The organism is Xanthomonas chitinilytica (assembly GCF_026107455.2).
Classification (GTDB): Bacteria; Pseudomonadota; Gammaproteobacteria; order Xanthomonadales; family Xanthomonadaceae; genus Stenotrophomonas; species Stenotrophomonas chitinilytica.
The window spans coordinates 223918-246786 of record NZ_JAPCHY010000001.1; the positions used below are offsets into that span (position 1 = coordinate 223918).

Annotated in this window: 18 protein-coding genes; 2 read left to right on the top strand and 16 right to left on the bottom strand. The window is 63.9% G+C overall.

Going from position 1 to position 22869, the window contains the following annotated elements:
• Nucleotides 1-79: 79 nt before the first annotated feature.
• The 3 genes from OK345_RS01020 to OK345_RS01030 all read right to left on the bottom strand — a co-directional run bounded on the left by OK345_RS01020 (nucleotide 80) and on the right by OK345_RS01030 (nucleotide 3746).
• Nucleotides 80-460 (bottom strand): SseB family protein, encoded by a 381-nt coding sequence (locus tag OK345_RS01020; protein ID WP_265126039.1) that lies wholly within the window; start codon nucleotides 458-460, stop codon nucleotides 80-82.
• Nucleotides 461-627: 167 nt separating this feature from the next.
• Nucleotides 628-2358, bottom strand: a complete 1731-nt coding sequence (locus OK345_RS01025; protein ID WP_265126040.1) for an alpha-amylase family glycosyl hydrolase — start codon at nucleotides 2356-2358, stop codon at nucleotides 628-630.
• The gene (locus OK345_RS01030; protein WP_265126041.1) at nucleotides 2358-3746 is read right to left on the bottom strand and encodes an MFS transporter; all 1389 of its coding nucleotides are present in this window, start codon (nucleotides 3744-3746) and stop codon (nucleotides 2358-2360) included. Before OK345_RS01030 ends, OK345_RS01025 begins: the two co-directional genes overlap by 1 nt.
• 208 nt (nucleotides 3747-3954) lie before the next feature.
• Between OK345_RS01030 and OK345_RS01035 the strand changes: the two genes are divergently transcribed.
• Nucleotides 3955-6738, top strand: coding sequence for an alpha-1,6-glucosidase domain-containing protein (locus OK345_RS01035; RefSeq protein WP_265126042.1), 2784 nt, complete (start codon nucleotides 3955-3957; stop codon nucleotides 6736-6738).
• A gap of 8 nt (nucleotides 6739-6746) precedes the next feature.
• Nucleotides 6747-8819, top strand: coding sequence for a glycoside hydrolase family 97 protein (locus OK345_RS01040; RefSeq protein ID WP_265126043.1), 2073 nt, complete (start codon nucleotides 6747-6749; stop codon nucleotides 8817-8819).
• Nucleotides 8820-9354: 535 nt separating this feature from the next.
• Here OK345_RS01040 and OK345_RS01045 read toward each other — a convergent pair.
• From OK345_RS01045 to OK345_RS01100, 13 genes are all read right to left on the bottom strand, one after another.
• A complete protein-coding gene (locus OK345_RS01045; RefSeq protein WP_265126044.1) occupies nucleotides 9355-9579 on the bottom strand; it encodes a hypothetical protein in 225 nt (74 codons plus the stop codon).
• A gap of 586 nt (nucleotides 9580-10165) precedes the next feature.
• A complete protein-coding gene (locus tag OK345_RS01050) occupies nucleotides 10166-11785 on the bottom strand; it encodes an alpha-glucosidase (protein ID WP_265126045.1) in 1620 nt (539 codons plus the stop codon).
• A gap of 749 nt (nucleotides 11786-12534) precedes the next feature.
• Nucleotides 12535-12837, bottom strand: coding sequence for a DUF4189 domain-containing protein (locus OK345_RS17735; protein WP_425510931.1), 303 nt, complete (start codon nucleotides 12835-12837; stop codon nucleotides 12535-12537).
• A 195-nt stretch (nucleotides 12838-13032) separates the two neighbouring features.
• Nucleotides 13033-13539 carry a DUF4189 domain-containing protein gene (locus OK345_RS01055; RefSeq protein WP_265126046.1) on the bottom strand — a complete coding sequence of 169 codons (507 nt, stop codon included), beginning with the start codon at nucleotides 13537-13539 and terminating at the stop codon, nucleotides 13033-13035.
• A complete protein-coding gene (locus OK345_RS01060; RefSeq protein WP_265126047.1) occupies nucleotides 13536-14660 on the bottom strand; it encodes a TrbL/VirB6 family protein in 1125 nt (374 codons plus the stop codon). Before OK345_RS01060 ends, OK345_RS01055 begins: the two co-directional genes overlap by 4 nt.
• Before the next feature lie 109 nt (nucleotides 14661-14769).
• Nucleotides 14770-15525 carry a hypothetical protein gene (locus OK345_RS01065; RefSeq protein WP_265126048.1) on the bottom strand — a complete coding sequence of 252 codons (756 nt, stop codon included), beginning with the start codon at nucleotides 15523-15525 and terminating at the stop codon, nucleotides 14770-14772.
• A gap of 61 nt (nucleotides 15526-15586) precedes the next feature.
• Nucleotides 15587-18067 carry a VirB4 family type IV secretion/conjugal transfer ATPase gene (locus OK345_RS01070; RefSeq protein WP_265126049.1) on the bottom strand — a complete coding sequence of 827 codons (2481 nt, stop codon included), beginning with the start codon at nucleotides 18065-18067 and terminating at the stop codon, nucleotides 15587-15589.
• 69 nt (nucleotides 18068-18136) lie between these two features.
• Nucleotides 18137-18442 (bottom strand): VirB3 family type IV secretion system protein, encoded by a 306-nt coding sequence (locus tag OK345_RS01075; RefSeq protein ID WP_265126050.1) that lies wholly within the window; start codon nucleotides 18440-18442, stop codon nucleotides 18137-18139.
• Nucleotides 18435-18845 (bottom strand): TrbC/VirB2 family protein, encoded by a 411-nt coding sequence (locus tag OK345_RS01080; protein WP_265126051.1) that lies wholly within the window; start codon nucleotides 18843-18845, stop codon nucleotides 18435-18437. The genes OK345_RS01075 and OK345_RS01080 overlap by 8 nt, the downstream gene beginning before the upstream one ends.
• Before the next feature lie 83 nt (nucleotides 18846-18928).
• Nucleotides 18929-19759, bottom strand: a complete 831-nt coding sequence (locus tag OK345_RS17740; RefSeq protein ID WP_425510941.1) for a lytic transglycosylase domain-containing protein — start codon at nucleotides 19757-19759, stop codon at nucleotides 18929-18931.
• Between the two features lie 85 nt (nucleotides 19760-19844).
• Nucleotides 19845-20894, bottom strand: coding sequence for a P-type DNA transfer ATPase VirB11 (gene virB11 / locus OK345_RS01090; protein WP_265126052.1), 1050 nt, complete (start codon nucleotides 20892-20894; stop codon nucleotides 19845-19847).
• A gap of 8 nt (nucleotides 20895-20902) precedes the next feature.
• Nucleotides 20903-22090, bottom strand: a complete 1188-nt coding sequence (locus tag OK345_RS01095) for a TrbI/VirB10 family protein (RefSeq protein WP_265126053.1) — start codon at nucleotides 22088-22090, stop codon at nucleotides 20903-20905.
• On the bottom strand, nucleotides 22087-22866 hold the full coding sequence (locus tag OK345_RS01100) for a TrbG/VirB9 family P-type conjugative transfer protein (RefSeq protein WP_265154837.1): 780 nt from the start codon (nucleotides 22864-22866) through the stop codon (nucleotides 22087-22089). Before OK345_RS01100 ends, OK345_RS01095 begins: the two co-directional genes overlap by 4 nt.
• Nucleotides 22867-22869 lie beyond the last annotated feature (3 nt).

The following is a 22869-nucleotide window of genomic DNA, read 5'->3' on the forward strand; positions in this document are numbered from 1 at the left end:
CACCGTTGCCGCCCGCCTCGGCATCCTGTCTCGCGGGCGGAGCATCCACAGGCGCCGATGGTCCATCAGGGGACAAGCTTCAGGCGAAATCCTTGAGGATTTCGCCCACGCCCGGCGGCGAGATCTCGAAGCCCAGCGTGGTGCCGGGATTGACCACCACGCCATAGCCGCCCGGCACCCGCCGCAGCACCTCCAGCATCGGCCAGCGGATCGCATGCGGCGCCTGCTGCGAATGGATGCCCACGCGCGCCATGCCGGTGAACACCGCCACGTGCAGCACGCCCCGTTTGTCGAACAGCAGCGGGTCGAAACCGCTGCCGTCGGGCGTGACCAGGCTGCCGGTCAACAGCACCACCTCGGAGGCGACGAAGGCCTGCATGAACGTGCGGATCGGCAGCGTGCCTTCCATCGCCGACTGCAGCAGCGTCTCGACGGGGGTCTGCGGGGGAAGCGTGTCCATTGGCGGGAGGAGACCGGCGGGGCGACGATTGTACCGTTGTGGTGCCGCCCGGCCGTGGCGCCCCCGTAGGAGCGACGTGAGTCGCGAGCGGGCATTACCGGGAAAGCCCCGTCGCGACTCACGTCGCTCCTACAGAAAAGCGGGGCCGGCAGACCCTGCGCGGTGCATCACCGCGCAAGGAGCGCATCGCGTGCCCGCTGGTCGGCCATGGCGCGATCCAGCTCGCGCCGCAGGGCCTTCTGCTTCACCGGCGCGTCGAGCACGAACACCTTGGCGCCATGCGCCGGCACTTCGGCCTGCAACACGCCCTTCGCCGTCACAGTGCCGCCGTCCAGCGCGTCGCGCCAGTCGCCGGCCTGCAGATAGCGGCGTACTTCGAAGGAGTGCGCGGCATCGCCCTTGTTGAGCAGCACCAGCGCCGTCTGCGCCACGCCGTCGTGCTGCAGCACCCGGTAGAACGCCGCGGTATCGCCCTGCAGTTCCACCTCGACCTGCAGGCCGCGCTGCAGCGCCGGGGTGGCTTCGCGCAGCTTGGCGATCCGCTGCAGCTGCTGGTAGATGCGACTGCGCGGCGCGGCATCCACCCGCGCCTGGCCGAAGTAGGCGCGGTTGCCGGCATGTTCGGCGCGCCCGCGCATGAAGCCGGTTTCCGAGCCGTAGTAGACCACCGGGATGCCGCGTGCGGTGAACAGCCAGTTGTGGGCGTCGATGAAACCGTCGTCGCTGGCGTCCAGCCGCGGCATGTCGTGGTTGTCGTAGAACGTCATCAGCTCGTACGGATTGGCGTACGGCCCGCCTTCCAGGTGCAGCGGCTCGCGCAGGCGCTCGAAACCGGCCCGCTCGTGGCCAAATACCGCCTCCAACCCCTGCTTGAGCGGGAAGTCGAGCACGCTGACATCGGCGTTCTGCGGCCAGGTGTGCTCGGCGATGCTGGCGGCGTCGTAGTCGAACGCCTCGCCGAACATGAACATGCCCGGATGCTCGGCGCGGATGCGGCGCACGAATTCGTGCCACCACGGGTGCGGCAGCCAGCCGATGGTGTCGATGCGCAGGGCGTCGGCGCCCTGCCCCAGCCATTGCAGGTAGGCGCCCACCAGGTAGTCCATGACCGCCGGGTTGTCCTGGTCGAAGTCGGCCAGCTCGGCCAGGTTGCCGTCGAAGATCGAGCCTTCGCTGGCGTCGACCACGCCCACATTGTTGTAGAACGCATGCAGCGGATTGCGCTTCGGCTCCAGCTGCTGCGGCGGCAGGTTCTGGTGGTCGGCGATCAGCTTGCCGTCCTTGTCGAACAACTGGCCGAACTGCGGCTGCCGCCTGGGCATGGTCCATGCCGGCGAACCGTGGTTGCCGACGATGTCCAGCACCACCTTGAGCTGCTGCGCGTGCATGCCGCGGGTGAAACCGGCGAAATCCAGACCCGCGCTGGGCAGGTGCTCGTCCAGCTCGTAGAAGTTCACGCCCCAGTAGCCGTGGTAGCCGGTCTTGCCGCGGTCGGTGAGCGAGCTGTCGCAGCTGACCGGCTTGCCGCCGGTGAAGGCCTGGTCCGGGTTGTCGACGATGGGCGTGATCCACACCGCGCCGAAGCCGAGATCGCGGATGTAGCCGGCGTTGTCGAGCACGCCCTTGAAGTCGCCGCCGAGGTAGCCGATGTTGCCGTCGATGCCGTCCGGGCAATGCACCGGGATGTCGAAGGTGCGGTGTTCCCCGCCCTGGTCGCGATGGTCGTTGCCGGTGTCGCCATTGACGAAGCGGTCGGTGACCACGAAGTACACCGCGTTGCCGGCGAACGGTTCCAGCGTGCCGTAGTAGTCGTCGGCCGCCAACGCGGAGGCGCCGCCGGCCAGGCCGAGGCCCAGTACCAGCGGCCGCAGGATCGGACGGGGATTCGGTCGTTTCATCAGTGTCCCTGGAGTTGCGGAAGGGAGGCTTCGGCCGGCGTGGTCTCACTGACCCGAAGCAGCGACAGTGCCGCCAGCAGCAGGCTCGCGCCGCTGATCACCAGCGCGAAGATCGGCTGGTTGCCGAAGAACGCGCGCAGCGCCGGGCCGAGCAGGGTCGCGGCGACGATCTGCGGGATCACGATGAACATGTTGAAGATGCCCATGTAGATGCCCATGCGCTCGGACGGCACGTGGCTGGACAGCAGCGCGTAGGGCATCGACAGGATGCTGGCCCAGGCCACGCCCACCAGCGCAAACGAAGCGATCAGCCACGCCGGCTGCGGCACGAACCACATCGACAGGAAGCCGATGCCGCCCAGCGCCAGGGAAACGCCGTGCACCAGACGGCGGTTGAGCGGCCTGCGCGCGGCGTAGAAGCTCAGCAGCAGCGCGACCAGCATCGACGACAGCCCGTAGTAGCCCATGTAGGAACCGACCAGGTCGGCGGCGTTCTGGAACGCGGCATTGGCCGACTGGAACGCGGCGGCCTGCGCCGGCACGCCCATGTCGAACGCGGCCGGGTCCGGCGCCGGCGCCTTGAACACGTGCTCGGTCAGTGCCGGGGTGGCCATGCTCCACATCGCGAAGAACGCCAGCCAGCTGAAGAACTGCACCATGCCCAGCCGCCGCATCTGCACCGGCATGTGCGCGACGTGTTTCACGATGCCGGCGACGAAGTTGCCCTGGCCGCGGTTTTCCTCGCGGAAACGCTCGATGTCCTCCGGCGGATACTCGCGGGTGGTCAGCACCGTCACCAGGATGCTGGCGATGAACACGAAGGCGCCGATGGCGAAGGCGATCTTCACCGACGGCGGCACCACCCCGGGACCGGCTTCGTTGGGAACGCCCAGCGAAGCGACGAACCACGGCAGGTTGCTGGCCACCCAGGTGCCGATGCCGATGATCAGCGTCTGCAGCACGAAGCCGTAGGAACGCTGGTTCTCCGGCAGCTTGTCGGCCACCAGCGCGCGGAACGGCTCCATGCTGATGTTGATCGAGGCATCCAGCACCCACAGCAGGCCGGCCGCGATCCACAGCGTCGGCGAGTGCGGCATGCACAGCAGCGCGATCGAACTGAGGATCGCGCCGACCAGGAAGAAGGGGCGGCGTCGCCCCAGCCGCGGATGCCAGGTGCGGTCGCTGAACCAGCCGACCACCGGCTGCACCAGCAGCCCGGTCAGCGGCGCGGCGATCCACAGCAGCGGCAGCGCGTCCTTGTCCGCGCCCAGCGTCTGGAAGATGCGCGACATGAAGCCGCCCTGCAGCGCGAAGCCGAACTGGATGCCGAGGAATCCGAACGACATGTTCCAGATCTGCCAGAACGACAGCTGCGGTTTGCTGTTCATCAAGCGGTTCCCCCCTCCGGGAATCACGGATGCGATGTATCGGCACGGATGCGCCGCGGCCATGGTAGAGGCGCGACGACGGGCACGCACAGCCGGCGCATACGTATTCATGCCGACGGGGACGGCCGGAACTCCGCCGGTCCGTGGAATAGTGGCCGGACCGCGCACCGCGCGGCACCACCGACACCAGCATTCCCGGGAGGGGACGATGCGACATCGGACGCGCGACGGCGACAGCCGGCGCCCGCACCTGCGCGCCCTGTGCACGGCGCGACACTGGCTGGCGCCCCTGCTGCTGCCGGCAGCGGCCCTCGCGCAGGCCACGCCATTGCCGGCCGCCGACTGCGACGCGGCTCCCACCACCCTGATCGCCGCCGACCTGCATGCGCCGGACGAAGCCCGGGCGCTGTGGCTGGACCGGCGCACCCTGCGCTGGCCGGGCGCCGAGCCGTCATCGCGCTACCGGCTCCATTACGCTCCGCGCGGCGGCATCCGCGCCATGCCGGGGCAGCCCGTGGCCGGCGCCGCAGGCGCGATCGCGTTGCGCGCATCGACCGCGGCGCTCGACGAAACCACGCGCCTGCGCTTCGCCCATGCCGGCGACGGCGCCACGCTCGCGCTCGACCTGGACGATGCGCGCCTGCGCGAACTGCATCGCCAGGCGCTGGTGCTGGTGCAGGAGGACAGTGCCGGCCGCACGATCCGCGCCACCGCGCTGCAGGCGCCCGGCGCGCTGGACGACCTCTATGCCGCCGCGGCCGATGCCCCCGGGCTGGGCGCGCACCCGGCCACCGACGGCACCGCCTTCGCGCTGTGGGCGCCGACCGCGCAGGCGGTATCGGTCTGCGTGTATCCCGACGACCGCCAGCACGCCGCGCGGCGCGAGCCGGCGCGTTTCGACCCGGCCACCGGCCTGTGGTCGGCCAGCGTGCCCGGCGACCTGCGCGGCCACTACTACACCTGGCTGGTCGACGTGTACGCGCGCGGCACCGGCCTGGTCCGCAACCGCGTCACCGACCCGTATTCGGTGAGCCTGGGCAGCGATTCGCAGCGCAGCTACATCGCCGACCTGGACGACCCCGCGCTGGCGCCGGCCGGCTGGAACGCCGCGCCACGACCGGCGCCGCTGGCCGCGCAGACCGACATGTCGATCTACGAGCTGCACGTGCGCGACTTCTCGATCGGCGACCCGACCGTGGCCGACGCGCACCGCGGCCGCTACCTTGCTTTCACCGACGCCGGCAGCGCCGGCATGGCCCACCTGCGCGCGCTCGCGCAGGCCGGCCTGACCGACCTGCACCTGCTGCCGGTCTACGACTTCGCCAGCGTGCCCGAGGCCGGCTGCGCGACGCCGCAGGTGCCGGACGCGGCGCCCGACAGCGACGCGCAGCAGGCCGCGGTGATGGCCCTGGCCGCCCGCGACTGCTTCAACTGGGGCTACGACCCCTGGCACTTCAATGCGCCCGAGGGCAGCTACGCCAGCGATCCGGCCGACGGCGCGGCGCGCATCCGCGAGTTCCGCGCCATGGTCATGGCGCTGCATGCGCTGGGCCTGCGCGTGGGCATGGACGTGGTCTACAACCACACCCATGCCGCCGGCCAGGACCCGCGTTCGGTGCTGGACCGGATCGTGCCCGGCTACTACCACCGCCTCGATGCCGCCGGGAACGTGGAGCGGAGCACCTGCTGCGAGAACACCGCCACCGAGCACATGATGATGGCGCGGCTGATGATCGATTCGGCCGAGCTGTGGGTGCGCCACTACCGGATCGACTCGTTCCGCTTCGACCTGATGGGCCACCAGCCGCGCGCGGCGATGGAAGCGCTGCAGCGCCGGGTGGACGCGGCCGCCGGCCGCCGCGTGCAGCTGATCGGCGAGGGCTGGAACTTCGGCGAGGTCGCCGATGGCGCCCGCTTCGTCCAGGCCTCGCAGCTGTCGCTGGCCGGCAGCGGCATCGGCACCTTCAGCGACCGCGCGCGCGATGCGCTGCGCGGCGGCGGCCCGAGCGACCGCGGCCGCGACAAGGTGGCGCGGCAGGGCTGGCTCAACGGCCTGCACTACGCGCCCAACGCCGAGGCCGATCCGGCGGCCGGCCGCGACGCCCTGCTGCACGCGGCCGACCTGGTCCGCGTGGGCCTGGCCGGCACCCTGCGCGACTATGTGCTGGCCACCGCCGACGGCAGCGCGAAGCCGCTGCACGCGATCGACTACGGCGGCCAGCCGGCCGGCTACGCCGCCGCGCCGGACGAAGTGGTCAACTACGTCGAGAACCACGACAACGAGACCCTGTACGACCTCAACGCCTACCGGCTGCCGGCGGGAACCTCCAGCGGGGACCGCGCACGGGTGCAGGTGCTGGGCATGGCCAGCACCGCCTTCAGCCAGGGCGTGGCCTACTTCCACGCCGGCATCGACACGCTGCGCTCCAAGTCGATGGACCGCAACAGCTTCGACTCCGGCGACTGGTTCAACCGGCTGGACTGGAGCTACCGCGACAACTTCTTCGGCACCGGCCTGCCGCCGTCCGAAGGCAATGGCGAGGATTGGCCATGGATCGCCCCGCGCCTGGCCGACCCGTCGATCCGTCCGGCGCCGGCCGATATCGCCTTCGCCCGCGACGCGCTGCGCGACCTGCTGGCGATCCGCGCCAGTTCCCCGCTGTTCCGCCTGCGCAGCGCGCAGGAGGTTGCCGCACGGCTGCGCTTCCCCAACAGCGGGCCGGCGCAGAATCCGCTGATGATCGCCGGGCATCTCGACGGCGGCGGCTACCCGGACGCCGGCTTCGGCGAAATCCTGTACCTGCTCAACGCCTCGCCGCAGCCGCAGGTGCTGGAGCTGCCGTCCGAACGCGGCAAGCGCTACGTGCTGCACCCCGTGCACCGTGCCGCCGGCGCCGCCGACCCGCGCCCGCGCGAACAGGCCCGCTTCGATCCTGACCGCGGCCGCTTCAGCGTGCCGCCGCGCACCGCCCTCGTCTACGTCCTGGAGTGAGAACCGCCATGAGCGACCGACGCCCTGCCTTTTCCCGTTTCCTGCGCAACCCGGCATTGCCGGCGCTGGCGCTGCTGCTGGCCGCCGCGGTGCCGGTCCACGCCGACACCCTGGCCCACGTCGCCTCGCCCGGCGGGGTGCTCGACGTGACCCTGGAATCGCAGCACGAAGGCCGCCTGGCCTACCGGGTCGAACGCAGGGGCGAAGCCGTGATCGCGCCGTCGCGGCTGGGCTTCCTGCTCGGCGACGGCCGCCTGGAACGCAACCTGGAACTGGTCGGCCAGTCCAGCCGCAGCTTCGACGAGACCTGGGAGCAGCCCTGGGGCGAGCGCCGCCTGACCCGCAACCGCTACAACGAACTGCGCGCCAGCTTCGCCGAGAAGGGCCGCGATCGCCGCTTCGACGTGGTGTTCCGCGTCTACGACGACGGGGTCGGCTTCCGCTACGAATTTCCCGAGCAGAAGGCCATGGACGAGGCGCGGATCCGCGCCGAGCTGACCGAATTCGCCCTCGCCCGCCCGGCCACCGCCTGGTGGATCCCGGCCTTCGAATGGAACCGCGAGGAATACCTGTACCAGCGCACGCCGTTGTCGCAGGTGGGCACCGCGCAGACGCCGATCACCCTGCGCACCGACGGCGGCCTGCACGTTTCGATCCACGAGGCCGCCCTGGTCGACTACGCCGGCATGAACCTGGCCAAGGGCGACGGCGACGTGCTGCGCGCCGCGCTCACGCCCGGCAGCGGCGAGGCCGCGGTGGTGCGCAAGCTGCCGTTCGCCACGCCGTGGCGCACGCTGCAGATCGGCGAGCGTGCCGGCGACCTGGTCGAGTCCAGCCTGGTCCTCAACCTCAACGAACCCAATGCCATCGGCGACGTCAGCTGGTTCACCCCGGCCAAGTACGTCGGCGTGTGGTGGTCGCTGCACCTGGAGACCGAGACCTGGGGCAGCGGGCCGAAGCACGGCGCCACCACCGCCAATACCCGGCGCTACATCGATTTCGCCGCCGACAACGGCTTCCGCGGCGTGCTGGTGGAAGGCTGGAATCCGGGTTGGGACGGCGACTGGTTCGCCAACGGCTGGGGCTTCGACTTCACCCGCCCCACCCCGGACTTCGACCTGGAAGGCCTGGCCAAGTACGCTGCCGGCAAAGGCGTGCACCTGGTCGGCCACCACGAGACCGCCTGCGCGGTCAGCCACTACGAACGCCAGCTGCCGGCCGCGCTGGAGCTGTATGCGCGCAACGGCGTCGACGTGGTCAAGACCGGCTACGTCTGCGACGCCGGCGACATCCAGCGCCAGGACCATGACGGCGCCCCGGTGCTGCGCGAATGGCACGAAGGCCAGTGGATGAGCAACCACCACCTGCGCGTGGTCCGCGAAGCCGCCAGGCGGCGCATCGCGATCAACGCGCACGAGCCGATCAAGGACACCGGGCTGCGCCGCACGTACCCGAACTGGGTCTCGCGCGAAGGCGCCCGCGGCATGGAGTTCAACGCCTGGGGCAACCCGCCGAACCCGCCCGAACACGAAGCCACGCTGGTGTTCACCCGCATGCTGGCCGGGCCGATGGACTTCACCCCCGGCATCGTCAGCCTGAAGGGGCGCCACGGCCTGCCGCTGCGCAGCACCCTGGCCAAGCAGCTGGCGCTGTACGTGGTGCTGTACAGCCCGATCCAGATGGTCGCCGACCTGCCCGAGCACTACGCGCAGCAGCCGCAGGCGCTGCAGTTCATCCGCGACGTGGCGGTGGACTGGGAGGAAAGCCGCGTGGTCGACGGCCAGGTCGGCGAGTACGTGACCCTCGCGCGCAAGGCCCGCGGCAGCGAAGAGTGGTTCCTCGGCAGCGTCGGCGATGGCCATGCGCGCGAACTCAAGGCCCCGCTGTCCTTCCTCGCCCCCGGCCGCCGCTACCGTGCCGAGATCTACCGCGACGGCGACGGCGCGGACTGGGAAAAGTCCCCGTTCGCCTTCGTCCGCGAGACCCGCGAGGTCGGTCGCGACGACACGCTGACCCTGCGCCTGGGCGCCGGCGGCGGACAGGCGATCCGCTTCGTCCCACTGGATTCGGAACGGCACTGATTCGTCCGTGCCGGAGTTGCCGGCCCCTCTCTCCGGGCCGGCAACTCTCCGATGCCGTTCTTTCCCGTTCGGGACGAATCGCGACCGATGGCCCGGGGCCACGCAGCATCGCCCCGACCAGCAACAGCAATACCTTGTAGGAGCGACGTCAGTCGCGACCTAATTTCAGCCGCAACAACACCTCCGAAAGCACGCTTTACTCCCGGACGGGAAAAAACCAGAAATCAGCGGGCACACCCGCAGACCAGCCCTCCGCCATCGACAGATACCCGGCATCCACCCGACCGGGAGATGACGCCCCTGTGGATGCGAACCCGGGGCATGTCCGAATCCGAAGAAGACGCATCCAGCCGCGCAGGCAGGAAAAGCTTCGCGACAGCAAGAGTCACTGGATGACCAACCCATCGCCTGTCGAAAAGCACTTCGACCGTTGAAGCCCATTTCATGGGAACGACGATGGGTCTCGGTACCCGAAGCGGAAATGCTCCAGGCATCCACTACTGCGATCCCCTTTCCCACACGGCTGCGAAGCACTTCAGGCCGCAGCAGCGCCGTATCGTGGACGCCAACCAAGGAGCCGCGCCGGCAGCATCAGGATCGCCTGCAGCAACGCGAACAGCGCGGAGAACGTGATGCCCACCAGACGGAACGGCAGGGAGAGCAGCCAGGCCACGGGCCACAGCAGCAATGCCAGAACCGCGAGCGGCCAGCACAGGACGAAGAGGATGCACCAGGCAACCACGGCGATGAGCGTCTTCAAGTCCAAACTCCTCCAGGCTTCATGGGGGTGCCGGGCCTACCGGCAGGCTGCAGGCTGCCGGTAGGGGATGCCCCCGGCAACCCGCATGCGACGAACCGGCCGAAACGCGCGACCGGACCGTGCATCCGGCGACGGAAACGGCCGCAGGACGGCTTGGCGGACGCAGCCAAGACAGAACGCCGGACGATACCCGCAAGGCAGCGGATTGGAAGCTGCCACGGTCAGAAGGGATTGGTCGAACGACAGAGACTCCACGCGACGTCCTTCGGCCCCTGACGCCCCTTGCATCCGGCCACTGGCACGTCGGCCGGGCCACGGCAGGTTCCCGACGACGAGGCCCCATGGGCCAGGAAATGCGAAAGGCCCTTGCGGGCCTTTCGTCGTCCTCTTTCCGGGAAAAAGACTCTTCTCCCATTCAAGGGAGACAAGCGCACTCCCACGTCGCCTTGTTGCTGCTCGAAAAGCTCGCGACTGACGTCGCTCCTACCAATGGCAGGGAGCTTGCGGGAGCGGCGCTGCATGGCCACAAGCCATCAGTCGTGACCGATGAGACACCGACTGCCTGAGGCCCACGCAAAACCGGGCATCAGGCCACGCGCTCGGCGAGGCACAGCATCCCATGGCCGGCCAGCGTCGCGGCACGTCCATCCAGCGCTCCGTTGGCCTGTCCCGGCACCGCCAGCGGCGTCCAGTTGCCCTCCGGCACCTCCGCCCGCACGGTATCGCCGGAAAGGTTGAACACCATCAGCAGGCATTCCCCGCCATGGCGTCGGCGGAACATCAGCACCGGTTCGGGAGCATCGACGAACTCGATCGCACCCAACCGCAGTGCCGGCTGCGTGGCCCGCCACTGCATGAAATGCCGGAACGACCGCAGCACCGAATCCGGCTCCGCCTGCTGCCCGGCGACCGACAACGCCCGGTGTTCCTCGGGGATCGGCAACCACGGCGCCGCCGGACTGAAGCCCGCCGTCCCGCTCCCGTCCCAAGGCATCGGCGTGCGACACCCGTCGCGCCCCTTGAAGTTGGGCCAGAAGGTGATGCCGTACGGATCCTGCAGCGCCTCGTAGGGCACCTCGGCCTCGGGCAGGCCGAGTTCCTCGCCCTGGTAGATGCAGACCGAACCGCGCAGGGAACACAGCATCGCGGTCAACAGCTTGGCCAACTGCGGCGACGCCGAGGCGCCGCCCCAGCGCGTCACCGCACGCCGGACGTCGTGGTTGGAGATCGCCCAGCACGGCCATCCCTCGGTCATCGTGGCCTCCAGCCGGGAGACCGTCTCGCGGATGTAGCCGGCGCTGAAATCGTCGACCAGCAGCTCGAAGCTGTAACCCATGTGCAGGCGGCCGCCGGAGGTGTATTCGGCCGTCGTGGCCAGCGAATCCTCCGAGGAGATTTCGCCCAGCGCCACCGCACCGGGATAGCGGTCCAGCAACGCACGTATCCGCTGCAGGAAGACCAGGTTCTCCGGCTGCGTATTGTTGTACCAGTGGTACTGGAACGCGTACGGATTGTCCGCGCTGAACCCCCGGCCGACCCGCTTTTCCGGCGGCTTGGCCGGGTTGTCGCGCAGCTGCGCGTCGTGGAAGCAGAAGTTGATCGAATCCAGCCGGAAACCGTCCACCCCGCGATCCAGCCAGAACTTCACGTAATCCAGCGTGGCCTGCTGCACCTCGGGATTGTGGAAATTGAGGTCGGGCTGCGAGCTGAGGAAGTTGTGCAGGTAGTACTGCCCGCGCCGCGGTTCCCAGCGCCACGCCACCCCGCCGAACAGCGACATCCAGTTGTTCGGCGGCGTCCCGTCCTCGCGCGCGTCAGCCCACACGTACCAGTCGGCCTTCGGGTTGTCCCGGCTTTCCCGGCTCTCCTTGAACCACTCGTGCTCGTTGGAGGTATGGCTGAACACCTGGTCGATCATGACCTTCAGCCCCAGCGCATGCGCCTTGGCCAGCAGCCGGTCGAAGTCCTCCAGCGTGCCGAACAGCGGATCCACCTGGCGGTAGTCGGCGATGTCGTAGCCGAAATCGGCCATCGGCGACTTGAAGAACGGCGAGATCCAGATCGCATCGACCCCGAGCGAGGCGACATAATCCAGCCGCTCGATGATGCCGGGCAGGTCGCCCACCCCATCGCCGCTGGCATCGAGGAAACTGCGGGGATAGATCTGATAGATGACGGCGCCGCGCCACCACGGGTGTTGCGTCATGGAGTGCCCCCTCCGGGCATTGATGAGGCGTCCCCTATCGACGCCTGGCTGCCGCTAGCTTAGCGGCGCGCCCTTACTCCATGCCCTCCCTGCATACGTATTCACGCAAACTATGTGAGCAAATACGGCTCCTGACAGGATCTGTATCACCAGCCGCCTCTTTGAAGCAGTCTGCCCCATTGGCCACAAGACACTTCTCCAGCACCTAACTCGGCAGTATTCCGCAAGCACTTTCACAATCGGGATGGGTGATCCCGCGTTCGTCTCTATCGGCTATAGACCGCTCGATGTTCGCCCATCGCAGCTTTCTGACTACAGCCGCGACATATACCCACAAACAGACAAGGGCCGCACAACGAGCAACCCTTGAGAAAAGCACAAACATAATCAATGCGTGATCGGCTCATCCTCCGGATTCCCCTGACCCCTCTCACGGACCCAGGCCCCATCGTCATGCGCCCTTGGACAAATGGCCACGCGATTCTGATAATAATCATTATAATCCGCCATCGACCAAGGCTTGAAGCATACATAACCTATACAGCACTTCCCGGTCATTGGCCATGGACAGTATCCAGGCTGAGGAGTGTAACCAACACCCGCATAAGGTTTCCTCGGCTTCCAAGCCTTTGTCTCCTTGCACCCCTGTGTGCAATATACGAAAGGATCGTCCATGCGGCACACCTGCTTATATATAGCATTATCAGCATGCGTAACACCCGCGACCGACATCAACATCAGGAGAACAATCAAACGAAACATATGCCAACTCCCATAAGCACAAGAATACAATGGCAGAAGCTGTCCCAAGCACCTACGGCAACACATGCATTCCGGCAAGAAAGGACGGCCCGACAATCCTGGGCGCCATCAGAACTACATACTGTCTTGACCACCTTCTCAGCCTCATCCTTGTCTCTCCCATTCCTGGCAACACCCGACGAACCGGAAGCTTCGTCGTAATAAACAGCCCCCAGCGGTCCAGCCACTCCCTCGTGGGATAACGTATGGCTGACCGGGAAGGTTAATTCGCACTCGGCGCTGGACCGCATGCAGCTGATCCTGGCTGAACTCCCACAGGGTATGCAATCTGAGCCAACATCCAACTCGGTACAAGCGATAGAGAAAGGATTAAAAGCGAGTAACAAAAATGCACCCCCCCTCACTACCAAACCTACTACCCCGGCACCTTTACAGACGAACCACCCTTACCCGATACCCTTCAGATAGAGCAACACATCTGGACACTAGAACTTGTTGAAAACCTGCTCACTACATGCGCTATACCACACGTCACATTGCCCACCATAATTTTTCTTGCAGCCGTCAATCGCGACCTTCGATGCCTGCTTAACTTTCGGGCGCGTTGAAAAAAACAATCCAGCCCCAGCAGCCTGGCGCGCGACTGCTACACATGCATTTTTGTACGAGTTAAATATCCGGCAATTGGAGCCACCCGCATTTATACACCGCTGGGTTGCCACCAATTCCGCAACCTCCTTGCTCGATTCATCCCGAGAAACCCCCAAGGACTCCACATCCGAATCGTACGAGAACGCTCCCCATCGATCGAGCCATTCGCCCGTGGGGTAACGGGTTACTGGTGCAGCAGGTTGCTGTGGCTGAGATGAATTCGGAGCTGGACCACACACCATGGCCCCTGGCTGAGTTCCAACAGGACACGCCGTTTGAGCAAACGCAAGCTCAACCCCAAAGAAGGAAAAAAATAAAAACAGACTGCGCAATCCGTTCATCTATCCCCTCCCTTAGCCGCCAATCCACGTGCACCTGAAACATCAACAGTACTGCTGTCGTCAATCTTGGAATTATTGAATCCTGTTACCCGAGATCCCACCCCTGAATTTGGCACCGTGCTATCCGGCACTGCACTACTCGGCCCTTGACTTGGGCGGTAACCCTGCTGCTGATGATTCGGCGGCGCGGCATTACCATTCAACTGCGCCCCCATCATCGAGTAGGCGGTGAAGTTACCCAAGGTCCCCTGGAAGAACATGGCCGCCATGGGCGGGCAGGTCAGGATCAAGGTGGTCAGGATAAGACCGATCCCCCCCTGCTGCATCGCCATGCTGCTCACACCTTCGATGGCAGTGCCAGGATCGCTGAGCGCCAGCATGGCTGCGTATTGCACAGCGAATGCCGCCGCGGCAGCTGCCACCAGCTTCATGGATACGGCCACCATGAAACAAAGCACGGAAAACGAGAACATCGTTCCTATGCCATAGAACAGCCACTTGCTGAAGAATGATTTGGTCTGCTCGAACAACAGGGAAAGAATGAATAATGGCCCCAGACCCACGAACAGCGCCAGCGCGACCTTGTACAGCAGCATCATGGAGCCGGCCACGAGCGACGGTCCGGCGACACCCACTGTCGCCATGAGCTTGGCTTTGTCGGCATCTTCCTTCAACGTCATCATGCCGTTCACATTGAGCGCATCGAGCCCGGTGAGCGTGGCGCTCATCAATGCCAGATTGTCGTCAATCTTGTCGGCAGGCGGATCGTCGCTGTTGGTGACCAGTTTGTTGATCTCGGTCGGCAACGAATCGGTGAAAAAGCCATAAAGCGGCACACCCGATACCCCCATGGATGCGGCAACCGATACGATCAATGTCGCCCGCATCGAATTGACGACCAGTCCCATGGCCGACTCGCGCGAACGACCGGTCGCCACGAGATAACCCTGGAACAATATCCACAGAGTGAGCGCAACCAGGGCGACGGCCACTACCCATACCATCAGGTTTCCCATCAGGTTGTCGCGGAAAGTCGCTATCTCGTCATCAAGAAAATCGAATATCAGCTTGAAGAACGCGAAGCGATTTACATCATCTAGAATACCGTCAAACATGACCATGTCCCTGAAGTTTCCGGATTGTCCGGAGTCGAGGGCTGCGCGGAGCACCTCTTTGCCTCGTCCCGACGAGGATTCTCATATGCCGTCGCCATCCAGGCCGGCATTGCGATTACGGGTTGTACCGATTCTCCGTCTTCAACGCGTCAAGCGCCAATGCGAGCGTTGCCAAACCGGCGGCACGCCCTGCCAGATCGGCGCCAAACGACTTCTTGGCTCCCGGGTCCCCGCCGATTGTCTGCCGGGTGAGCTCCTCGACCGATTTGTTCAGGTAATGCAACCGGGCTGAATAGGCAGCCATGTAGGTATCGTGCTGCTGCTTGTCGATTTCCATCAACGTCAACAGCGCGAGCAGCTTGTTGGTGTTGTCGGCCAGTTTTCCGGCATCGTTCTCACCGATTTTCTCGCGTTCCTTCTGGATCCTGTCGAACGCCTCGTAACGCTTCTTGGTGTTCTCGTACACTTTCATCGAATAGGTGTACTGGGCGCGCTCGGTTTTCACGATCTCCTGGCAGAGGTTGTATTGCTGCCCCGCCACGCCCTCTTTCTTGTCCGGCTCCTTGCAGCGCTTGCTGACGTCAAGGTCCACCGTTTCACTCGGCCTGTCCTTGGGCAGGACCTCGTCATCCTTGGGCTCCTCCAGCTTCTCGCCCGCAGACTGATAGGCACCGATGCGGCGGAGACTGTCACGCTGCTCGTTCTCGGTCTTCCATTGATCCTTGCTGTCCTTGATCAGGGTTTCATCCTTGACCTTCCAATCCGCCTGGGCCGGACCGGCCCCACCCAACGCAACCAAGGCGACCGCCAGGCTGCCCCAAGGCAGCAGCTTCGACTTCCTCGACTTGAGCCAATGGATACGAATTTTCATATTAATTCCCTTGAATTTCCCGAATTCCCGTTCCCATAATCTACCCGGACGCATTGCATCCTTAGTTTCCACTGACCGCGTGAGGACCACGTAATCCACGCTCGGGCCGTGCCGACTTGCCCGACCCCTTGCGGTTCTCATAGAAATCCTGGAGCCATTGTTCCGGGGTAAGCGCATCCTCTGCGATACCCAGCTCGATCGAGCGCCGGTGAAGCACTTCGTGCATGATCTCGATGTTGTCCGTGGAAGCGGAGATGACCGAAAGCGCGTCGTCCAGGCCCCGCAGGTTCAGCTGGCACACTGTCGAGGCATGCCCCTGCTTGACCAGGAAACAACGCGACCGTTCGTCGAGGCTGACCACGACCTGGTATTCGGACTCGGTAAGCTTCAGGCCATCCATGTAGTCCTGCTTGCTCGCATTCGGATTGGGCAACAGGATCATCGTGGCCGTCTGCTCCACCAATGCCGCGGAGATGTCGCTGGCCAGCGCATCCTCGGGACTCTGGGTGGCGAAAATGCCGAGACCGTTCTGCTTGCGGATGGTCTTCTGCTTGTTCTTGGCGAACTCCTTCAATCCCCCCTTGCCATCCAGGATCTTCCAGAACTCGTCCATCACATAGATCAGCCGCCGGCCGTCGATCAGCGCCTCGAGGCGGTGCAGCAGGTAATTGATGACCGGCACCCGGACTTCCGGATTGTCGATGATGTCCGTGTAGTCGAAGCCGATGATATTGGCTTTCTGCAAGTCGATCGTGTCTACCGGGTTGTCGAACACCCAGCCCAGCGCATTGCCCGCGGTCCAGCGCCGCATGCGTGCATACAGGCCGTCGTCGCCCATGTTGGGCAGACTCTTCTGGAAGTTCGTCATGTTGCGCAGGTGCGGCGGCGTGTCGAGCATGTTCTCCACCGCGCGGTAGATATCCTCCTCTTCACGTGCGCTATAGGCCGACTTGCCTGCCAGCACCTTGATCAACTCGGCAAGGAACTGGATATTGGCTTCGTTGCGCTCGCACTGGAACGGATTGAACCCCGTCGGCTGGCCGTTCTCCAGTGCGAGGTAATTGCCGCCACAGGCCCGGACGAAGATCTCCGCGCCGCGATCCTTGTCGAAGAAGAAGATCGTGGGCCCGGGATCGAGCTTTTGTACCTGGCTGAGCAGGAAGTTGATCAATGCGGTCTTGCCGGTACCCGACTTGCCGATCACCATGGTATTGGCGATGGCCTTCTCTCCCAGCGAGTTCTCGCCCGGATGGGTGGCGTGGAAATTGAAGAAATAGGGCTGCCCATTGGTCGTCTGCAGCGTGGTGACACAATCGCCCCACGGGTTATTGGACTTCTTGCCGCCGGCAAAGTTGTGCAGCGGGGACAATCCGAGGAAGTTCAGTGAACTGAGATTGGCCAGGCGTGTCCTGTACTTCCAGTTCGCGGGAATCTGCGAGTAGAAGGAAGCCGTGACGGCGATGTCTTCCTTCGCCGAAACAAAGCCCGCATTCGAAAGCTCGGCACGGGTCGCCGCGACCTGCTGCGACAGCTTGTCCTGGTTCTCCGCATAGATGCTGATGATGAAGTGGTACTCACCCAGCACGAAATTTCCCGAGGCGAGCTGGTCCATCGCGTAGTCCAGCTCCACGATCTGGCTGACCGCCTTGTCGCCAGAGGACACCATCATGCCCTTGGTCCGTTCCAGTACCTTCAGGGCATCGTGGCGCCCCATGGGACTGAACGAATGGGTGATCACATACTCGAAATCGAGGTACTTCAACCCGTTGAGGATGCCGGGATAGGTGGAGTCGGCATACTCCTTGACATTGAGAATCGCGCCGAACTGCTGGCCACCACTCGGCGTACTGACCACGAAGTCGCCGGTCTTGGTGGAGAACATATGCCGGCTGACCGGCAGATAGTCGTGCACGGGGGCAGCGAGTACCGGCACCGGTTCCTCGATACGGTTGATCAGGTAGCCGAAGAACTCGAGCGTCTCGGAAAACACGATACCGTTGGACGCCTCGTACATCCCCAGGCGGTAAGGCGAATATTCCTTCAGGACCGCCTCAACATTGCTGGCGAGCTCCATCAGCTTCGCAACCGCCTGGTCCTGCTCGGCCTGCAGCTTGCTGGTGTCGGCCGATTTCTCCACAAACCGCTTGCCGGTGACCACCGGGCGGTAAAGCATGGTCAGATAAAGGTCGTTCTGCATCAGCTTCTGCGCAGAAAGCGACGTGAAATAGGCGTCGGATAGTTCCTGGTTGAACTTCTGGTCGAACTTGTTGCGCGTATCGATGCGCCGGCGCCGACGGATATCGTGGACCCAGAACGCGACGTTGACGAAATCGGGGGCCCGCAGTGTCTGCAACAGACGATTGAACGTGTTGTGCCGGTGCTCGAGATCCCACTCCTCCCGGCCGACGAAAGGCAGCCCTTCCAGATGCCAGGTCAGCAGATAGTCGCCACCCGTGGTCTTCACCACCGATGGGGCTACATGGCTCGACAGCGGGATGAACTCGCTGATCGGCGTATCCGGCATGAATCTGGCATTGGGCATGGAATTGCGTTCTGCGAAATTGGATGGAACAAACCCGATGCCGGCCCCAAAGGGCCGGCACCTGGCCGGTTACTGCAAAGGTGGCTTTTGCCTATAGCTGTTTGGCGTGAGCACCCACATACCGTTGTGATCGCGGATGTTGCGCATGCGCAGCCGTACCTGCAGCTTCAGGCCGAGCAACCGGAAAATCATCTCGTCGCGCCGTGTCAGCTGGCGCATGATGAAAATGACCACCGGCATCAGCAGCAGGAAGAACAGGTTGGTGTACATCGACAGCAGCAGCACCCCACCCGCCCCCAGAAAGAAGGGAACATAGGGCACCCCCATGAACATAGGCGGGCGGGTGCAGCCGCGGAAGACCACGTTCTTATGCAAGGTACGGCGCCACGCTGTTGACGATCATCGCGCTGCATTCGCTGGCGCCGTCGCCCTTGCCGATGACCATCGAAGCGATCTGGCCCGCGGCGCCGATCAGGAGGCCACCGATCAGGATCGGGGATACGTCGCTGATGCGCTTGTGGGCGAAAGCGATCTGGTAACCGGCAAAGATGACGGCGATCGTCACGACCGCGATGGACGCCATGCTCAACAGGCCATTGATGTTGTCGAGGAAGCCACAGACCTTCTTGTCGGTATCCGCGAAGCCGCCATCAGCGAAAGCCGGAAGCGCGAACATGGCGGTGAGCGCCACCGCCTTCAGCAGGGTCTTGCTCACGGAAACAGCGTTGTCGACGATGGCCTTGCGGTTCTTCTGCTGGATGAGAGGATTGATTTCCATGGGGATCTCCTTGGTTTAGTGGTACCACTTTCTACGGGATGGAGGGGGGACCTCCAGGATTCGGCCGATCCGGGGGTCAGCCGTCAGAAAACGAAAGCACTGTCATGGTTGGGCGCCTGAACCCGTACCTGCGCCGATGGCGCTCCTGCCGCAGGCGCAATGGACGCCGGATGCGCGCCGGCGACACTAACGGTTGGAACTGCCGGTTGCATCCGCGGGTCATCGATGGCCGGTACCGGGACCGTCGCCTGAACTGCTGCGCCAGCGGGCCTGCTTGCTGGCACTGCACGAGCAGGTTCGTCATCATTACCGAACCCGACCATCGGCGTTTCCTGCGCACTGCTGTGTCGCTGGGGGCGGTCCACACCCATCCTGGACGTGACCACGTCCCTCCGCCCCTGGGCGGGGAAGGTGCTCGCCTCCACCTTCTTGCGCCCCGTATTCTCCACCACGGCAATGGGTGCGACATCGGATGCTGCGATTTCGGCGGCACCATTACTGATGGAGGCGTAGACCTTCTGGACATAACCATGGCGGAAGCCAGTGGTGAAGTTTCCAGAGTAGTAGCAGCTGAAGGACTTGCCCCAGTCGCCTCCCGCCCTTCCGTAGCATTCGGCCAGGATCCGGGAGCCAGCCACGAGATTGGGGCACACCTCGAACGCTTGCTCGTACGTGGCAAGACCATATCGTTGCAGGTTGTAGCGATTTACCTGCGCCAACCCCAGAGAGAAGTTGTAGCCCTTCTCTTCGAGCATCCGCACGGTAGAGAGCGCCTCCGGAAGATTGTCCGGCTGCCGCACCAGACGCCCGCCGACCACCCCGATCGCATAGGGATTGAAGGAGGACTCCACCTTCACGACATGCCGCATGACGTCCAGCGGAACCGCCAGATCGGTACAGGCTGCCAATTCCAGTCCAGGCAACATCAATGTGCCTCCTCTGAAGTGGCCCGGCAATGCCTTGATTCCTTGGAAGGCGATGACATTCCTATCATCTTCGTCACTCCGGGAACTCACGCATGGGATTGAAATCGATACCGGTTATGTAGCGGCGACCGGCATGAGCCTTTATGTGCACCAGGATATCGATGGTCATCATCAACAGGCGCTTGATGGTGTTGAACTCGAGCCCTGCCCCTTCGGCTGACGCTTTCACCATCAACGCCAGCTGGTCCCAGGTCTGCGCGGTGCTGCCAGCGTGGCAGCTGGTAATGGAGCCAGGGTGGCCGGAGGCGCAGTTGCGGATGAAGTAGAACGATTCGTCACCTCGCAATTCGGCCAGGATGATGCGATCGGGCTTCATGCGCAGGCAGGCCTCCATGCAGCTCTTCGCGGTCACGTTGCTGGTGCTCTGCCCACCCTTTGAATAAAGCAAATGGACGACGTTGGGCTGGGAGATGAAAAGCTCCCGTGCGTCCTCGATCGTCACCAATCGCTCTTCGGCGGGGATATGCTCCACCAGCGATTTCATGAATGTGGTCTTGCCACTGCCGGTGGCTCCCGCAACGACGATGTTCTTCTTGTAGTGGACTGCCTGACGGAAGAATTCGGCGTATTTGCGCTGCTGTCGCAGCTCCAGCAGTTCACGATCGTGGTCGGACAGGACGTTGCCAGCCTCCAGAATCTCGTCGAAAAAACCGTCCTGATCGTATTGGGCCAGGGTACGACTCTGCTTGGATGGCAGGCGGATGGTGATGGAGACCTTGCCGGCATCGCATGCTGGAGGAATAACGAACTGGGCACGCTGACCGGTCGGGAAGGTCAGCGAAACCACCGGGTCGGCGTCGGTGATGCGCTGCCCGGTGTTGCTTTCATTGACCACCGCGGTGCAGAACTGCCGCGCGCGCTCGAAAGTGAGCCCCGGCACCTCGACGCGCTGCCAGCCGCCGCGCGTCTCGAGGTAGAGCTCGCCCGGGCGGTTGATGCAGATCTCCGTGACCGAAGAATCGGACATGAATCCCTGGATACCCAGCACTTCGTACTGGTAATCAAGGAACACATTGGAGACCTGTGCCAGGGGCGCGTCGTCAATGTTCTCAGCGATATTCATCTCTGTGCTCAGTACAGGGACACGACACCCGAGAAGTCCACGTCACGCGACACGTAGACGTTGATGATGGTGCCTTGGTTGACAGTGACCGTTGGCCTGCGTTGCGCCATGCTCTCATCGATCGCCTGGTTCGCCATACGCTCCATGGTGCGTGCGGTGGCGCTCTCGTAGGGCTGTTCGACGACGATGTTGCCGCCGCCGTACGAGTACGAAGAAGGGCCATTCTCGGCGGCGGCATACTTGAAGCCATCGCTGATCATGCTGATCAACAACGCCGCGCCGATGCGACTACCCCAGTGTGCATCGTATTGGCCAGGTACGCCGGCACTACCCAGATTATCGACGCCGGGGCTGCTCATGCTCACGTCGATACCGGTCGGCGTGGTGATGCGATCCCATATCACCTCGATGCGAGCGCCCCTGTTCGCGCCGCCCTGGTAGGTCCCCAGGATCTTAGATCCCTTGGGCAACAGGAGGGTGCGGCCGTTGATCGAGTAAACCGGCTCGGTGACCATGCAGGACGTGAAGCCACCGAAATCGCTGATGATGCGACTCTCCAGGATGCAACGAATATAAGTGCCGCGCACCAGCAATGCGTTCGGCTTCTGGATGAAGCGGGCACTGGTCGCGCGCTCCACCTTTGCCTGCGCGGTACCCGGCATGCCAGGAATTCCACCAGCCATCTCAGCGCCTGCATCATGGCCGTGGCCGTACTCGCCGGCGTCACCTGCAGAACTTGCCAGGATGCGCCGCTCCAGCAACGACGGCCCACGCGACTCCGACGCGTCTTGCAGGTTCGCGGGCAATGGCATGGGATCCGGTGGTTGCGGCATGGGCGGCAGCTGCGGCTGCACCGGAATCGGTGGTGGCGCCTCCACGACAGGTGGCAACGGCCGAATGTCGGGCACGACCACGGTTTCCTCACGCTTCGGCCTTGGCTTCTCTTCCTTGCCGCCGATACCGCGCACGACGAGGAAGGCAAACATCATCAGGACCGCGGCAATGGCGGCCAGGAAGAAAAGCGCCTTGCGGTTCATCCGCTGCGACTCGGTGGTCCGCAGCTCGGGAGCGCCGGCATCGAGGTCCGGCTCCGCTTCACGTTCCTGTTGCCGGGCGTAATACGGATTGTTGCCGACTACGTCTTCTTCGTTGGCGCGAACTTCGTCACGCGGATCATGCGGCGGTTGCTGGCTCATTTGACGACGCTCCTACGAATCCCCACCACCTTGTTCCCGTGCCGAAGCACCAGGTACGGGTAGGTTCCATGTACGATCAAGGTATTTCCTTCCACCGTGGTGTTGACTACGAACTCATCGCCATCACGACTGCTTCGCCCGAACACAGCCGGGAAATTCGCAGTGGGGAAACCTGCGATATTGAGCTTTATGTACGTGAACTTGCCATCGTCATAGGCATTACTCGGAATCAGGAACGAGCGCTTGTCGCGCGACGCGAACTCATAGTTGAAGTAATAGGCCCGATTCTTGTCGATATCGACATCGAGCTCGGATGCCGGCTTGTCGGCCGCATCCGTCGTTTCCTTCTTGGCATTCGCGAACTGCACGTCGCCCGGATAGGCGAAGCGGATCTTGTACTGGACACCCGCGGCCTTGGCCTGCTCCAGGGTCCTCCAGTCGGTGGCAACCACCTTCAACTCGAAGATGTAGGAGTTGGTTGCCGTGCGGATCATCATGTTGGTATCGACGTCCGTATTCCTGGGTTTCAGGTAAAACACGTTGTCGCGACGGGTCAGCTCCCAGCCACTGCTGAAACCGGTGCTGTAGTCGAGTACTTCTTCATAAGGACTCAGCTCGATCTGGGTGGTGATTCCCAACCCGGTCTTGACGGTATAGATCTTGTCCTGCTCATAGACATACTCGTCCACGATCTGGGCACCTGCCACCTCGGGATGGCCTACCCAGGCCAAGAAGGCCATCAGGATCGTCAGGCAAGATCGTTTGAACACTTTCATCCG

Excerpts from the sequence above, each read along its gene's own strand:
- OK345_RS01020 (WP_265126039.1), bottom strand. The coding sequence starts at position 460 with ATGGACACGCTTCCCCCGCAGACCCCCGTCGAGACGCTGCTGCAGTCG.
- OK345_RS01025 (WP_265126040.1), bottom strand. The coding sequence starts at position 2,358 with ATGAAACGACCGAATCCCCGTCCGATCCTGCGGCCGCTGGTACTGGGC.
- OK345_RS01030 (WP_265126041.1), bottom strand. The coding sequence starts at position 3,746 with ATGAACAGCAAACCGCAGCTGTCGTTCTGGCAGATCTGGAACATGTCG.
- OK345_RS01035 (WP_265126042.1), top strand. The coding sequence starts at position 3,955 with ATGCGACATCGGACGCGCGACGGCGACAGCCGGCGCCCGCACCTGCGC.
- OK345_RS01040 (WP_265126043.1), top strand. The coding sequence starts at position 6,747 with ATGAGCGACCGACGCCCTGCCTTTTCCCGTTTCCTGCGCAACCCGGCA.
- OK345_RS01050 (WP_265126045.1), bottom strand. The coding sequence starts at position 11,785 with ATGACGCAACACCCGTGGTGGCGCGGCGCCGTCATCTATCAGATCTAT.
- OK345_RS17735 (WP_425510931.1), bottom strand. The coding sequence starts at position 12,837 with ATGCGGTCCAGCGCCGAGTGCGAATTAACCTTCCCGGTCAGCCATACG.
- OK345_RS01055 (WP_265126046.1), bottom strand. The coding sequence starts at position 13,539 with ATGAACGGATTGCGCAGTCTGTTTTTATTTTTTTCCTTCTTTGGGGTT.
- OK345_RS01060 (WP_265126047.1), bottom strand. The coding sequence starts at position 14,660 with ATGGTCATGTTTGACGGTATTCTAGATGATGTAAATCGCTTCGCGTTC.
- OK345_RS01065 (WP_265126048.1), bottom strand. The coding sequence starts at position 15,525 with ATGAAAATTCGTATCCATTGGCTCAAGTCGAGGAAGTCGAAGCTGCTG.
- OK345_RS01070 (WP_265126049.1), bottom strand. The coding sequence starts at position 18,067 with ATGCCCAATGCCAGATTCATGCCGGATACGCCGATCAGCGAGTTCATC.
- OK345_RS01080 (WP_265126051.1), bottom strand. The coding sequence starts at position 18,845 with ATGGAAATCAATCCTCTCATCCAGCAGAAGAACCGCAAGGCCATCGTC.
- virB11 (WP_265126052.1), bottom strand. The coding sequence starts at position 20,894 with ATGAATATCGCTGAGAACATTGACGACGCGCCCCTGGCACAGGTCTCC.
- OK345_RS01095 (WP_265126053.1), bottom strand. The coding sequence starts at position 22,090 with ATGAGCCAGCAACCGCCGCATGATCCGCGTGACGAAGTTCGCGCCAAC.
- OK345_RS01100 (WP_265154837.1), bottom strand. The coding sequence starts at position 22,866 with ATGAAAGTGTTCAAACGATCTTGCCTGACGATCCTGATGGCCTTCTTG.